This is a genomic window from Lentzea sp. NPDC006480, from assembly GCF_040611995.1.
In the GTDB taxonomy this organism is placed as follows: Bacteria; Actinomycetota; Actinomycetes; order Mycobacteriales; family Pseudonocardiaceae; genus Lentzea.
In genome coordinates this window covers 16,585-30,194 of the sequence record NZ_JBEXPJ010000046.1, presented here as the reverse complement: position 1 = coordinate 30,194, position 13,610 = coordinate 16,585, and the positions used below count along the sequence as shown (strand labels likewise).

At 69.9% G+C, this 13,610-nt stretch carries 14 protein-coding genes; 6 read left to right on the top strand and 8 right to left on the bottom strand.

Annotation, left to right across the window (positions count from 1 at the left end; genetic code table 11):
* Positions 1-9 precede the first annotated feature (9 nt).
* A complete protein-coding gene (locus ABZX92_RS20120) occupies positions 10-627 on the top strand; it encodes a TetR/AcrR family transcriptional regulator (RefSeq protein ID WP_355561278.1) in 618 nt (205 codons plus the stop codon).
* Here the strand turns inward: ABZX92_RS20120 and ABZX92_RS20115 are convergent.
* The 6 genes from ABZX92_RS20115 to ABZX92_RS20090 all read right to left on the bottom strand — a co-directional run bounded on the left by ABZX92_RS20115 (position 611) and on the right by ABZX92_RS20090 (position 6,322).
* Positions 611-1,252: a hypothetical protein gene (locus tag ABZX92_RS20115; RefSeq protein WP_355561275.1), complete on the bottom strand. Its 642-nt coding sequence runs from the start codon at positions 1,250-1,252 to the stop codon at positions 611-613. The two genes, ABZX92_RS20120 and ABZX92_RS20115, sit on opposite strands and share 17 nt — an antisense overlap.
* Before the next feature lie 67 nt (positions 1,253-1,319).
* Positions 1,320-1,862: a cysteine dioxygenase family protein gene (locus tag ABZX92_RS20110; protein ID WP_355561272.1), complete on the bottom strand. Its 543-nt coding sequence runs from the start codon at positions 1,860-1,862 to the stop codon at positions 1,320-1,322.
* Positions 1,863-1,871: 9 nt separating this feature from the next.
* The gene (locus ABZX92_RS20105; protein WP_355561269.1) at positions 1,872-2,867 is read right to left on the bottom strand and encodes a putative sulfate exporter family transporter; all 996 of its coding nucleotides are present in this window, start codon (positions 2,865-2,867) and stop codon (positions 1,872-1,874) included.
* A 148-nt stretch (positions 2,868-3,015) separates the two neighbouring features.
* A complete protein-coding gene (locus ABZX92_RS20100; protein WP_355561266.1) occupies positions 3,016-3,918 on the bottom strand; it encodes a LysR family transcriptional regulator in 903 nt (300 codons plus the stop codon).
* A 57-nt stretch (positions 3,919-3,975) separates the two neighbouring features.
* Positions 3,976-5,658 (bottom strand): S8 family serine peptidase, encoded by a 1,683-nt coding sequence (locus ABZX92_RS20095; RefSeq protein ID WP_355561263.1) that lies wholly within the window; start codon positions 5,656-5,658, stop codon positions 3,976-3,978.
* A gap of 178 nt (positions 5,659-5,836) precedes the next feature.
* A complete protein-coding gene (locus ABZX92_RS20090) occupies positions 5,837-6,322 on the bottom strand; it encodes a MarR family transcriptional regulator (RefSeq protein ID WP_355561262.1) in 486 nt (161 codons plus the stop codon).
* Positions 6,323-6,384: 62 nt separating this feature from the next.
* Between ABZX92_RS20090 and ABZX92_RS20085 the strand changes: the two genes are divergently transcribed.
* A complete protein-coding gene (locus tag ABZX92_RS20085; protein ID WP_355561259.1) occupies positions 6,385-7,587 on the top strand; it encodes an amidohydrolase family protein in 1,203 nt (400 codons plus the stop codon).
* On the opposite strand, the gene ABZX92_RS20080 is transcribed toward ABZX92_RS20085, so the two are convergent.
* Complete coding sequence (locus tag ABZX92_RS20080) at positions 7,574-8,644, bottom strand: alpha/beta hydrolase family protein (protein ID WP_355561256.1); 1,071 nt, start codon at positions 8,642-8,644, stop codon at positions 7,574-7,576. The two genes, ABZX92_RS20085 and ABZX92_RS20080, sit on opposite strands and share 14 nt — an antisense overlap.
* Before the next feature lie 23 nt (positions 8,645-8,667).
* On the bottom strand, positions 8,668-10,440 hold the full coding sequence (locus tag ABZX92_RS20075; RefSeq protein ID WP_355561254.1) for a BTAD domain-containing putative transcriptional regulator: 1,773 nt from the start codon (positions 10,438-10,440) through the stop codon (positions 8,668-8,670).
* A gap of 150 nt (positions 10,441-10,590) precedes the next feature.
* On the opposite strand from ABZX92_RS20075, the gene ABZX92_RS20070 reads away from it, so the two are divergent.
* The 4 genes from ABZX92_RS20070 (at position 10,591) to ABZX92_RS20055 (ending at position 13,609) form a co-directional block, all read left to right on the top strand.
* Complete coding sequence (locus tag ABZX92_RS20070) at positions 10,591-10,797, top strand: hypothetical protein (protein WP_355561251.1); 207 nt, start codon at positions 10,591-10,593, stop codon at positions 10,795-10,797.
* A gap of 66 nt (positions 10,798-10,863) precedes the next feature.
* Entirely contained in the window at positions 10,864-11,370 is a 507-nt protein-coding gene (locus ABZX92_RS20065; RefSeq protein WP_355561248.1) for a hypothetical protein, read from the top strand.
* A complete protein-coding gene (locus tag ABZX92_RS20060; protein WP_355561245.1) occupies positions 11,367-13,196 on the top strand; it encodes an ABC transporter ATP-binding protein in 1,830 nt (609 codons plus the stop codon). The genes ABZX92_RS20065 and ABZX92_RS20060 overlap by 4 nt, the downstream gene beginning before the upstream one ends.
* Entirely contained in the window at positions 13,193-13,609 is a 417-nt protein-coding gene (locus tag ABZX92_RS20055; protein WP_355561243.1) for a S26 family signal peptidase, read from the top strand. The genes ABZX92_RS20060 and ABZX92_RS20055 overlap by 4 nt, the downstream gene beginning before the upstream one ends.
* The last annotated feature ends 1 nt before the right edge of the window (position 13,610 follow it).

Below are 13,610 nucleotides of genomic sequence, written 5' to 3'. Positions count from 1 at the left end.
TCCGCAACCGTGAGCACAGAGCAGACGGCCTGGGGCGACGCGGAAGGCAGGCGGCGCGACATCCTGCAGTCGGCCGAGCGGATCCTTGAGGAGCAGGGCTACGCGGGCTTGACCATGCGCGCGATCGCGGTCGGCGCCGGCGTCAGCTCCGGCACGGTGTACCAGTACTTCTCCGGCAAGGAGGACGTCTTCGCGGCCCTGATGGAACGCCGCTTGGAGGAACTCCAACACACGCTGAACACGGCCGACCGCAACCTCGGCATCGCGGGAATCCTGAAAGCGGTCGAGCCCCAGGTCACCGAGCTGTGGCGCCGGTTCGGCCGGTCAGCCGCGCAGTGGGAGGCGAAGGTGCTCTCCGGCGGCCGCAGGGGCAAGGAGGTCGCGGGGTCGGCGCAGGACTACCGCAAGACCATCAAGGCGCTCGCGAAGGCGCTCAACGAGACCGCCGAGGCCTCTGGTCAGGCGCTCATCGACGACCCGGCACTGCCGCACTGGGTGTGGGACACGTTGATCGGGCTCGCCGACGACCTGCTGCTCCAGGGCGCGCGCACCAACCGGGTCAAGCCCGCGCACCTCATCGAGTTCGCCACCGGTGCGATCGAGCGGGGCGTCATTTCCCGCCGATGAGCGAGTCCACCGTCGCCGAGCCGTTCTCCCCGCAGGCCTTGCGCGAGGCGGTGAGCGTCGCCGGGTTGTTCGCCTCGTCCGACCTGCCCTGCTGTCCAAAGAGCCGCTTCAGCAGATCGACCTGGGCGTCGAGGCCGGCCGACATGAAGTCGCCGCACGACGAGTTGGTGCTGAGCCGCTCCTCGCCCGACTCGAACTCCGGCCCGAACGCGAAGAGCAGCGCCACGATCAACACCAGGCCCAGGGCGAACACCCCGAGACCCGGTCCGCTCCTGGTGGGGCGCAGCCAGGCCTCCGCTTCCTCCTGGAAGGGCTCGACCGGGGTCTGTTCGGCGTCGATCCAGTACTCGAAGCCCTTGTCGTCGGCGATCTCGAACTGGACGTGCCCCGCGACGATCATGATGCTCGCGACCTGGTCCTTCGGGTACGAGCCCACCCAGAACGGGTCCGGCCGCACCAGCACGATGCGGTCGGGCAGCAGGAACACCACGTCGCGCTCGCCCCTGGCGAGCCGTTCGGTCTGACCCGGCTGGATGACGACTCCGGCCAGCCAGGCTCGCACCTCCGGGCGTTCGTGCTCTTCGAGGGCCTCCGCGGCGATCGCCCACAGGTCGGGATGTTCCACGTCCCTGCTATCGCTGCGATCGTGCCGCCGGGTTAGCCGGGTATGCCGAAATTGCTCCAAATGGCACTCAGTTCGCAATCTTGGAACGCTTGACGGGCAGGTCGTACCGCCGCCTGATGCTCGTGCCGAGCACGCCGATGTCCGCGCCGTAGACGTGAATCGAGATCGCGACCGAGCTGGAGTTGTTGCACACCTTGTGGATGTCACCTGGCGGCACCAGGTACGACGCGACACCTTGCGGAGTGCGATTGAACCGCAACGGAACGAGGTGATCTCCCGCGAGCCGGTACGTCGTCTCTTCTTCTTCGCCGACGTACGTGCCCACGACGCACCATGACACGTGGTCGTGAATACAGGTCTCCTGACCTGGCAGCCAGACCAGCGCGACGACCGAGAAGCTGCCGTCGGGTTCGACGTGCAGGACGTGCTGGCGGTAAGCGGCCGGGTCGGGTTCCCGGTGCTCGGCGTCCAGCAGCTCCGGGTCGGTGAGGTGGCGGGTGAGGGCCTTGGCGACCCGCTTGGCAACGGCGGCGTCGCTACCGCCCGCGTTGACAGCGGTGCGGATCGCGCCCACGAGCAGCGCGGCGGTGGGGGAGAGCAGACGAGGCATGGTTGCTCCTCACATGATCAAAGAAGCTCCGATCAGTGCGACAACGCTGATGAGGACCGTGGACAGCAGGCCCAGCGTCAGCGCGGGCAGTCCGGAGCGGACGAGAGAACGCAGGTTCACGGCCGTGCCGAGGGCGAACATGCCCGCGGCCAGCAGCAGGTTGTCCACGAACGTCGCCGTCGACAGCACGACGCCCGGCAGGACATCGGTGGCCCGAACGGCGGCCGCGACCAGGAATCCGATGACGAACAAAGGCACGATCGGCGGTCGCTTGCCGGCAGCGGGGAACTTGCGGCGTTCGGCGACGCTCACCGCGGCGAGCATCGGCGCCAGCAGCACGACCCTGGTCAGCTTGACGGCGACCGCGATGGCGAGTGCGCCGGTAACGGGTCCGGCGGCGGCGACGACCTGGGCGACCTCGTGCACGCTTCCGCCCGCCCACACGCCATGAGCGGCGGGGGACAGGCCGGTGAGCGGGTGCAACGCGGGCAGCGCGAACATCGCGACCGTGCCGAACAGCGTGACCAGCCCGAGTGCCTTGGCGACGTCCTGCTCGTCCTGTTCACGCACGCCGTTCATGGCGGCGACGGCCGACGCGCCGCAGATCGAGAACCCGGTGGCGATCAGCAGCGACAGCCCTTCGCCGACGCCGAGAATCCGGCCGAGCCAGCGCGTCACGACGAACGTGACCACCACGGCGACGACCGCCAGCACCAGCACCTCGTAGCCGAGCGCCAGCACGTCCCGGAACACCAGCTTCAGGCCGAGCAGCACGATGCCGAGGCGCAGCAGGCGGCGTCCGGCGAGCTTGATGCCGGGGCCGAACGCCATGGGGAGCTTCACGACGTTGGCCACGACGGCTCCGAGCAGGACCGCCGCCGTCAGCGCACTGACCGAGGGCAGCAGCCAGGTCACCACCATCGAGACCGCGACACCGGCCGCGACCAGCACGAGGCCGGGTAGCGGTGAGTCGATCGCGCGCGCAGTGGTCTTGATGCTGCCCATGTGAGCAACCATCACTCTTGCGAGCTATGCGCAGAAGATGGGCATTTCTTGGGGGCGTATAAGCCACCGTTATGCCTCAGCAGTACGCGGGGAGCTTTCGTGTGCTTGGAGCGGACGAAAGGGCCCCGCGTACGGAAACAGGCAGCGGTTATGCCTTGGAGGCTGCGGTCATCATCGCGTCGACTGTGGCGCGCATCAGCGGCAGCTTGATGAGGTCCGGCCAGGTGTAGAGGGCGGTTTCGCGTTCGGCCTCGGAGTCCACCTCGACCGTGGTCAGGCCGGGGTGCTGGATGAACGAGAGCAGCAGCCGCGGCACGAGCGCGACGCCCAGACCCGCGGTGACGAGGCTCTGGATGGCCAGGTTGTCGTCGGTGGAGCAGGTGACGTCCGGGGTGAACCCGGCCTCGGCGCAGGCCTGCTGGAGGGCGCCCTGGCAGCGGACACAGCCGGCGATCCAGCGTTCGTCCTGCGCTTCGGCCAGCGAGATCTTCTTGCGTCCGGCGAGCCTGTGTCCGGTCGGGAGCAGGAGTGCGAGCGGCTCGCGCAGCAGTGGCACCCGGAGCATGCCGGCGATCGCGGCTTCGTCCTGGGGTTCGCCGCGGTAGCTGAAGCTGATCACCACGTCGACCGCGCCGCGCCGCAGCAGTGCGAACGAGTCCGGCGGCTCCTCCTCGACCAGTTCGAGGCGCAGCTGGGGGCGTTCCTTGGAGAGGATCGCGGCCGCGTAGGGCACGAGCGACACGTTGGCGCTGGGGAACGCGCAGATGCGGATGGTGCCGATGTCGTGCGTGGCGATCGCGCTGATCTGCTGGTGGGTAGCGGCGAGCTGGTCGAGCAGCTCCGTGCCGCGTTCGGCGAGGATCCGGCCGGCTTCGGTGAGGTTCAGGCCGCGGCCCGTGCGGACGAACAACGGGCCGCCGACCTGCCGTTCCAACGCGCGCATCTGCTGGCTGACCGCCGGCTGGGTGCAGTGCAGTTCCCGTGCGGCCGCGCTGAACGAGCCGGTCCTGGCAACGGTCGCGAACACCTCTAGCTGGCGGGTATCGAGCATTCACGGACGATAGGCCTGATCGGCCGCCCATGACGGACGGCCGATCAGGGGTCACTTCTAGAAGGTCAGCTTCCAGGAGTTGATGTAGCCGATGTCCTGGCTCGCCACGTCCTGGACGCGCAGCTTCCACACGCCGTTCGCGACCTCGCTCGACGCGTTCACGGTGAAGGTCTGCTGGATGTTGTCCGCGCTGCCGCCCGACTTGTTGCTCAGCGAGTACACCGACCCGTCCGGGGCGATCAGGTCGACGACCAGGTCACCGCGGTAGGTGTGGATGATGTCGACGCCGACCTTGAGCGTGGCCGGGGCGTTGCCCGTCACGCCGGAGACCGTGATCGGGCTGGTCACGGCCGGGCCGTTGTCCGGGATGTTCACGTCGGCGGTGTTCTCGAACGACGTGCCGGGCGTGCCGGTGCCGACCGCTTCGAGCGCGTCCACGCGGCCCTCGCCGAAGAAGTTGTTCTTCGCCGTGGTGCCGGAGCAGCGGCTGTCGGTGCAGCTCAGGTCGTCGGCCTGGGTGGCCAGCAGCTGACGCAGCTGGGCCGGGGTGGCCGTGGGGTGGGTCGACTTGAGCAGCGCGGCCACGCCCGTGACGTGCGGCGAGGCCATCGAGGTACCGGACAACGCGCCGTACTTGCCCTCGGGGAGGGTCGATTGGACCATGTCACCAGGCGCCGCGATGCTGATCTTGTCGGTGCCGTAGTTGGAGAACGACGACTTCCCGTTGGTCGAGGTGATCGACGCGACGGTGACGATGCCGGGGAGTTCCGTCGGCGCGCTCAGGCACGCGTTGGTGATGTTGCGCTGCACGACCGTGGAGTCGTTGGGGCTCTTGGTGTCGCGGGTCTTGTTCGCGAGGTTGTAGTTCTCGTTGCCCGCGGCGGCGACGTTCAGCACGCCCTTGCCCTCCGCGTATGCCACGGCCCGCTTGATGCCCTCCAGGATCGCGTCCTGGTCGACGTTGTCCGGGCAGTTGAACAGCCACGGATCGGTGTAGTAGCTGTTGTTGGTCACTGCGAACCCGTGGTCACCGGCGAAGACGAACGCGCAGATGGTGTTCTCGGCGAAGAAGAACGACTTGCCGGGCTGCTCCGCGACGCGCACGGCGGCGATCTTCACGCCCGGCGCCACACCGACCACGCCACGCCCGTTCTTGGCTGCCGCGATCGTGCCCGCGACGTGCGTGCCGTGCGAGTCGATGTCCCGCCACGCACCGGGACGCGTGTCGGCCTTGCCGTAGGCGCACGAAGCGGAGTTGGCCGCGTCGAAGTTCGGCTTCAGGTCGTCGTGCAGGTCGTCGATGCCGGTGTCCAGGATGCCCACCGTCACGTTCGACGAACCCTGGTTGACCGCCCACGCCTTGTCCGCACCGATCTGGCGCATGTCGGAGTTCACGGGCTCGGACGTGGACGGGGCGTTCTGCGCCCTCGCGGCGGGGATCGCCGGGTTGGCCGCCTCGGCGGGGACGTCCGACGTGCGGGTCGCGCCGACCTTCTGCACACCGCTGACGGTCCGCATCTTGGTCGCGAAGTCGGTGGCCGTGGAGTGGGCGACGACGACACCGATCGCGTCGTAGCTGCTGAACACCGTGCCGGCGTTGCTCGCGATGGCCGTCTTCGCGCCCGCCGTGTCGTTCGGCGCGGTGATGACCAGGTATGCGCGCGTGCCCGCGGCTGCGGCAGGGGTCGCCGCCGTCAGAACACCGGCGCCCACGGCCGCGGCGATGACCGCGGTGCGCAAGCGTGATCGTGATCCCAGGAACACGATTCCTCCAACTCCCTAGCGGGCGATGCCCGCGCAGGTCGCGCGGGTGCAGGGGCCCGTTCGATGCGTTAGAGGAGGTGGGAGGGCATTCGGGACGCGCGGTTCCAGAAATGCTCCGTTCGGTTCACGCCGAACGTCGCACGTCAGGCGTGGGTCAGGGCAGGTGCTCGGCCAGCGCGCGCAGGGCGGCCGTCGCGTTCTCCAGGAGCTCGGCGGGGATCGCGGACAGCACCTCGTCGTGCGCCTTGCTGTTCGCGATCACGACCTCCTCGGCGAGCGACGTGCCGCTCTGGGTGAGGCGGACGTAGGTGCTGCGGCCGTCGGTCTGGTCCGGTTCGCGCTCGACCAGGCCGCGGCTCACCAGGCGGTTCACCACGTTGCTGGTGCCGCCGGTGGAGAGCAGGAGTGAGCGGCTGAGCTCGTTGGCCTTGAGGCGGTAGGGCTTGCCGCTGCGGCGCAGGGCGGCCAGCACGTCGAAGTCGGCGCCGGTGAGGTCGAAGCGGGTCACGGTGGCGCGGGTGGCCTCGCCCAGCAGACCGGACAGGACCATGAGGCGCTTGCTGAGCTCGGAGCCGGGGACCAGGGCCTCCGGGAGCTCCGCGCGCCACACCGCCAGCAGTTCTTCCACGCGATCCGTCACAGGTCAGAGCCTATTGCACACCGTGATAGCTTTTAAGAAAGCTTTCGCTTGAGGGGAATCTGATGGACTTCGTGTTGCGCAACGCCCTGGTGATCGACACCGACCCGGTGGTGGCTCTGCCGGGTACCGACGTGCTCGTGCGGGACGGGCGGATCGCCGCGGTGGGCAAGGGGCTGCAGGCCGGGATCGTGATCGACGGCACCGGCCGGATCGTGCTGCCGGGCTTCGTGGACGCGCATCGGCACCTGTGGCAGCTGCTGGTGCGGTCGTTCAGCGCCGACATGTCGCTCGGCGACTACCTGGAGAAGCTGCTCAAGCCGTTGCAGGAGGTGGTGACGCCGGACGAGCTGCGGATCGGCACGCTCGCGGGTGCGCTGGAGTGCCTGGCCTCCGGGATCACGACCGTGCAGGACTACTCGTTCGCGCCGACCTTCGCGCACGCCGAGGCCGCCGTGCGAGGGCTGCGGGAGTCGGGTGTTCGGGCGATGTTCGGATACGGGCCGGCGGTGTTCGGGCCCACGCTCGAGCCGGACGACGTGCGGCGCGGTGTGGAGCTCGGCGGCGGGCTCGTCGACATCGCGCTCGCGCCGGTCGGACCGTCCTTTTCGGACATCAGCGTGGTGGAGAACGACTGGAAGCTGGCGCGTGAGCTGGGCTTGCGGGTGCTCACTCACGTCGCCGGTGAGGGCAACCCGATCTCGGCGCTGCACGACCGCGGCCTGCTCGACGGGAACACGACATTCGTGCACGGCAACGGGCTTCCGGACGCCGAGCTGAAGCTGATCGCCGACGCCGGTGCGGGCGTGGCGATCGCGCCGGGCCTGGAAGCGGAGATGGGCCACGGCGCGCCGATGATCCGCCGCACTCGTGCGCTGCGCGTGCCGACCGGGCTCGGCGTCGACTCGGTCGCGGTGGTGGCGGGGGACATGTTCTCGTTGATGCGAGCCGCGTTGATGTCCGCGCACGTCAGCGAGGGCGTGCACGTCACTCCCGCGGATGTGCTGCGGATGGCGACCATCGAAGGCGCGCAGGCGATCGGGATGGGCGATCAGGTCGGGTCGCTGGGCGTGGGCAAGCAGGCGGATCTGGTGGTGCTGCGGGCCGACGACCTCAACCTGCTCGGTGCCGCCGATCCGGTCGCCGCGGTCGTGACGGCCGCGCACCCCGGCAACGTCGAGCGGGTGTTCGTCGCCGGGGTGGAAGCGGAAAAGCCTGATGTGGCACGGGAGGTGCGAGCCGTCGCGGCACGCCTCAGCGGCGCGTGATCAGCCCGACGAAGTGGTTCATGTCCGCCTGCACGCACGCCTCGTCCGCGTGCTTGGCGGTGCAGCCCGGCGCCCAGCCGGTGCCGTCGCCGTAGTCGGACAGGTGGAACGGGATTCCCGCGGCGGTGAGGTTGGAGGCGGTCACCAGGGTCGTCTCCCTCGCCCGGTTCTCGAGCACCGCCTGGATCGGGTTGACGGTCAGGTCGCCGCCGTTGCCCGTGTAGAGCGCGACTCCCATGCCGCGCAACGACTCCACGTGCTGGGCCGGGCTCTGGTCGTTCCAGACGCCGTCGAACGGCCAGATCGGCGGCCCGAAGATCGCGTCGGCGCCGACGGCCGGGGTGCCGGAGCCGGGGTTCAGCTCGCTCGCGACGACGGCGGCGCGGATCTCGGAGTTCCGCAGGTCCAGTCCGCCGGAGAAGCTGCCGGCGTAGCTGAAGAGGTCCGGGCGGTGCTCGGCGTAGTGCAACGCGCCGAAGCCGCCCATCGAGTGGCCGACGATCGCGCGGCCGTCGCGCGTGGCGATCGTGCGCAGGTTGGCGTCGACGAACGGGATCACCTGTTCCAGGTGGAAGTTCTCCCAGTTCTGCGGGCCGGCGGCACCGGGGTTGACCCAGTTCGAGTACCAGCCGCGGCCGCTGCCGTTGGGCTGCACGGTGATCAGCGGGACGTCCCTGGTCGCGTTCTCGACGACGCGCTGGTTCCACAGGGCGTCGGGGCGGTCGGGGTGGCCGTGCAGGTAGTACTGGACCGGGTAGCGCGCGCTCGGGTCGTAGCCGGCCGGCAGGGTGACGACGATCGCGTGCCTGCCCGGTTCCTGGCCCTCCAGCAGGGTTGGCGCCGGCACCTGGTTCGTGGAGACGCTGAACAGGAACGTGCGGTGGTTCTCGTCCACCCACCTCGGCTGGCTCGTCACCACCAGCCCGAAACCGTCGGCGAGGTGCGGGGGCGACGGCTCTGCGGCCTTCGCGTGCGGACTGGACAACATCGTGGCGGCGGTCAGCGCGGCGACCAGGCAGGCGCCGCGTTTCCTGGCGGTGCGGAATCGGATGGACATGAAACCCCCTCGGCTCGCCTGGATCATGGCGCGAGGCCGTGCCGGAGGACAGGCCAGGGACCGGCCATTGGTGGCCGGGTGGTGTTCGGGCTGGTCAGCTCGGTGGCGAACAACCGCATCAGCCCCGGCAACCGGTAGGTGTCGCCGTCGCCCCACTCGGCGAGACCGAGGTCGACCAGGTGGTCCAGCGCGGCCTCGGTCTCCAGCAGGCCCGTGCCCAGCACGTCCGCGGCGGTGGCAGCGTCGCACATGTCGTACCTGCCGAGCAGCCGGAACGCGTTGGCCGCCAACGGGTCGTCGACCGCGCTGAACACCGTGGCGCAGGCGGCGCGGACCGACTCACCGCCGAAGCTGAGCTCGGCCAGCCGGCGTCGTTCCGGGGCCAGTCGCCGAACCCACCGCGACAGTGAACGGGTCGGGCGGTGGGCGAGCAGCGCACCCGCGATGTGCAGCGCCAGCGGGATGCCGTGGCACAACGAGACGATCTGAGCCGCGGCGGCGGGTTCGAAGGCGGCTCTGGGCGCCAGCCGGGTCAGCAGCTCCAGACCGTCCACATCGGACAGCGGGCCGAGTGGGAGTTGTGCCGCGCCGTCCAGCAGAAGTGGCGCGCGGCTGGTGACCAGCAGTGCGCACGGGCCGGTGGCGGGCAGCAGGAAACGCAGCGGCGCGGGATCTGTCGCGCCGTCGAGCACCACGAGCACGGCACGGTCCGCCAACCTGGACCGCAGCAGCGCGGTGGCCTCCTCCTCAGCGTGCGGAACGTCAGAGACGCCCAGGTGCCGCAGCAGCCGGTGGGGCACGCGGGTCGCCTGGCCGAGGTCGATGTAGAGCTGGCCGTCGGGGAACACCGGCGCGACCCGATGCGCGACTTCCAGGGCCAGCGCGCTCTTGCCGACACCGCACGGGCCGTGCACGACAGCCACGGCAGGTGTGTCCTGGGCGAGCAAAGCCTGCAACCGCGCCACTTCCGGTTGGCGGCCGGAGAACGACCGGCACGGCGAAGGCAGCTCGCGCGGAACCGAGGTCGCCCGCACGGTGACCGCCTTGCTGAGCGACGGGTCGCGGTCCAGCACCGCCTGGTGCAACCGGACCAGCTCCGGCGAGGGCTCCAGGCCGAGCCGGTCCGCGATCACCCCGCGGTAGTCGGTGTAGACGGCGAGCGCCCCGGCCAGGTCGCCTGAGCGGTACAGCGCCGTCACGAGATGCGCGCGCGGCCGTTCCCGCAACGGGTGCTCGGCCACGAACTCGCGCAACGGCGTGATCAACGAGTGGTGCTCGCCGAGGCCGAGCCGCGCGTCGAAGTGGTCTTCCGTCACGGACAGCCGCAGCTCCTCGACCGGCGCGATCGACCCGGCCAGCGCGGCGCAGCCGGCCAGGTCCTCCAGCACCGCACCCCGGCACGCCGACAGGGCCTCGCCGAGATGTCGTGCGGCCGCGGCGTGATCACCGCGGGCCAGCGCCGTCCGGCCCGCCTCGGCGCGTTCGGTGAACAGGTGCAGGTCCAGCTCGCCCGGCCGCAAGGTCAGCTGGTAGCCCGCCTGCCTGCCCGCGATGCGCTCGCACCCGTCCGGCAGCACCTGGCGCAGCCGGTTGGCGTACGTGCGCAGGTTCGCCATCGCGGACATCGGCGGTTCGTCCGCCCACAGCGCGCGGACCAGCCGGCGGATCGGCACCGGGCGGCCGGGGCTGAGCAGCAACGTGGCGAGCAGGAGGCGTTGCTTGAGCGAGCCCAGCGCGATGTTCGTGCCGCGGGCGCGCACCTCGATCCTCCCGAGAACCCTGAACTCGACTGACACGCCGGTGATCCTGACCGTGATCGCTGACACATCGCCGACACGGCATACACGCGGCCGTGTATGCGCGCTGGGCGTCCCCGTGTACCCCGCTTTCCTACGTTGACGCCACCGACGCCACCCGGCGCGGGAGGAAGTGAGGGAGCGCGAAACATGCGCAAGACGTTGGAGTCGCTCAGCGACAAGCTGCTCGGCGTGTTCGTGGCCAAGGCCGACGTGGGCGCGGGCTGCCCGCCGGACCCGTACTACAAGCACTGCTACTGCCGTGAGCGCAGTGACTTCCGCCAGCGTTGTTCGCAGAACGGTGCGTGCAAGGAGTTCTGCGGACCCTGCGTGGTCTTCCGGACCTGCGGCGCGTGATCAGACGCCGTGGGTGGTGACCCGTTCACCACCCACGGCTCTCCCTTCTACCTTCGGAGACTTGCCATGTCAGTGCTCACCGCCGCGGTCGTGGTCGTCGGAGTCCTGTGCCTGCTGGACCTGCTGCTGAGCTTCGGCATCATCCGGCGGCTGCGTCAGCAGAACGAGACGCTGCGCGACCTGCGCGAGAAGCAGTCGGCGGAGGAACCGCCCATCATGCTGACCGCCGGTTCGCCCGTCGAACTGTCCGATGTGGACGTTTCCGGCGCGCTGGTCGGCTTCTTCTCGCCGAACTGCGAACCGTGCAAGGAACGCGTGCCGCAGTTCATCGAGTACGCGACCGGTCACCGCGGCAAGGTGATCGCGATCGCCGCCGGACCCGCCGAGGAGGTCGCCGACATGGTCGTGCGCCTCGGTGAGGTGGCCGAGGTCGTCGTCGAGGAGATGGGCGGCCCGCTGCACAACGCGTTCGGCACCACCGGTTATCCGGCGGTGTGCCTGGTCGACGACTCGCGGACCGTGGCGGCGAGCGGCTGGGAGATGTCCGCGCTGCCGGCTCTCGCGACCCGGTGAACACCTCTCTCGGCGCCCGCCGGGTGTTGTCGCTCCTGGTCAGCGCGTTCAGCCTGACTCGGGCGGCGGCACCGGCGGGCACCCCGATCTACGTGGTGCTCACGCTGCTCGGCGGCATCGTGCCGCTGTCCGCCGCGTGGTGCACCAAGGTTCTGCTGGACGGCATCGCGGCCGGCGGAGCTTGGGCCGCTTTGGTGCCGTGGGCCGTCGCGCTGGCGTTGACCGGACTGGTCAGCGGTCTGCTGCCGGTGTCGACGGAGTACCTGAAGCAGCGGCTCGACCGCGCGGTCGCGGTGCTCACGATGGACCGGCTCTACCAGGCGATGGGACGGCTCACCGGGCTGGCGCGGATGGAGGACCCGAGGTTCCGCGACAAGCTCCAGCTCGCGCAGCAGACCGGTCGCAGCGGGCCTGGCCAGCTCGTCGACGACGGACTGGGCGCGGTGCAGGCGGCCATCACGACCGGTGGGTTCCTCGGCACGTTGCTCGTTCTGAACGCCGGCATGGCGGTCATCGTGCTGGTCGCGGCGGTTCCGGCGTTGATCGCGCACATGCGGTTGAGCCGGGCCAGGGCCGAGGTGATGTGGTCGATCACGCCGGCCGAGCGGCGCGAGGTGTTCTACGCGGAGTTGCTGTCGAGCCTCGACGCGGCCAAAGAGCTGCGGTTGCTGGGCCTCGGCGACCTGTTCCGGCGCCGCATGCTCGTCGAGCTGACCGCCGCGCACGCCGTGGTGGAGGGCCAGGACCGCCGGGACGCACGGGTGCGCGGCCTGCTCGCCGGGCTGACCGCGCTGGTGTCGGCGGCCGGGCTGGTCTGGTCGGTGTGGCTCGCGGTGTCCGGCTCGCTGTCCATCGGTGACGTCGCGATGTTCGTCGCCGCCGTCGCCGGGGTGCAGGGCGCGTCGCAGAGCCTGGTGCACAACCTGGCCTCCGCACACCACTCGGTGTTGTTGTTCCACCACTACCAGGAGATCGAGTCGCAGCCGCCGGACCTGCCGGTGTCCGCCGCCCCGGTTCCCGCGCTGCGGCAGGGGATCGAGCTGCGCGACGTGTGGTTCCGCTATGCCGACGACCAGCCGTGGGTGCTGTGCGGGGTGAACCTCACGATCCCGCACGGGCGCTCGCTCGCGCTGGTCGGGCTGAACGGCGCGGGGAAGTCGACGATCGTCAAGCTGCTGTGCCGGTTCTACGACCCCAGCCGGGGCGCGATCCTGTGGGACGGCGTCGACATCCGGTCGTTCGCCGTCGAGTCGTTGCGGGCCCGGATCGGCGCGGTTTTCCAGGACTACATGCGCTACGACCTCACCGCCGCCGAGAACGTCTCGCTCGGTGATGTGTCCTCTATGGATGATCGACCACGTGTTGTCGCTGCTGCGGAACGGGCTGGTGCGCACGACCTGGTTGCGGCGTTGCCACGCGGGTACGACACGTTGTTGTCGCGCATGTACTTCGACGAGGCCGACCGGGAGGATCCGGAGACCGGGGTGCTGCTGTCCGGTGGTCAGTGGCAGCGGCTGGCGCTGGCGCGGGCGTTCCTGCGCGACCGCCGCGACCTGATGATCCTGGACGAACCCAGCTCGGGATTGGACGCGCAGGCCGAGCACGAGGTGCACAACAGCCTGCGGCGGCATCGAGAGGGGGCGACGAGCGTGCTGATCTCGCACCGGCTGGGCACGGTCCGGGACGCGGGCTTGATCGCGGTGCTGACGGCGGGTCAGGTTTCGGAGTTGGGCACGCACGACGAGCTGATGTTCCTCGATGGGGACTACGCACGGCTCTTTCGACTGCAGGCTTCAGGTTATGACGAAGTGGATGTGACCACGTGATTTGGTTCGCACTCGCGGTTGTGGCAGTCGTGGCGTGGCTTCTGGTGCTGCGCAACCGTTTGCTCGTGGTGACCGTGCACGGCGTGAGCATGGAACCGACCTATCACTCCGGCGATCGGCTGCTGGTCCGGCGGGCGCGGCTCGATCGCGTCCGGGCCGGGCAGATCGTGGTGGTGCAGGTGGAAGCCTCGACGCCGGACGACCCGACCGGTGGCCGCCTGGTGAAGCGCGCGGTGGCGGTGCCGGGCGATCCCGTGCCACCGCAGATCCCGGTGCCCGGGCCGCGCGTGCCCGCGGACCGCCTGCTGGTGCTCGGCGACAACCCGGCCCGCAGCAACGACTCCCGGCGACTCGGCTATCTCCCGGCGGACGCGCTGATCGGCGTGGTGCTCCGCCCGATCGGACAGAGGTGAC

What these genes read in the sequence shown, in the direction of transcription:
- ABZX92_RS20110 (WP_355561272.1), bottom strand. Translation starts at nt 1,862, where the DNA reads ATGCCTCGTCTGCTCTCCCCCACCGCCGCGCTGCTCGTGGGCGCGATC.
- ABZX92_RS20105 (WP_355561269.1), bottom strand. Translation starts at nt 2,867, where the DNA reads ATGGGCAGCATCAAGACCACTGCGCGCGCGATCGACTCACCGCTACCC.
- ABZX92_RS20100 (WP_355561266.1), bottom strand. Translation starts at nt 3,918, where the DNA reads ATGCTCGATACCCGCCAGCTAGAGGTGTTCGCGACCGTTGCCAGGACC.
- ABZX92_RS20085 (WP_355561259.1), top strand. Translation starts at nt 6,385, where the DNA reads ATGGACTTCGTGTTGCGCAACGCCCTGGTGATCGACACCGACCCGGTG.
- ABZX92_RS20080 (WP_355561256.1), bottom strand. Translation starts at nt 8,644, where the DNA reads ATGTCCATCCGATTCCGCACCGCCAGGAAACGCGGCGCCTGCCTGGTC.
- ABZX92_RS20070 (WP_355561251.1), top strand. Translation starts at nt 10,591, where the DNA reads ATGCGCAAGACGTTGGAGTCGCTCAGCGACAAGCTGCTCGGCGTGTTC.
- ABZX92_RS20065 (WP_355561248.1), top strand. Translation starts at nt 10,864, where the DNA reads ATGTCAGTGCTCACCGCCGCGGTCGTGGTCGTCGGAGTCCTGTGCCTG.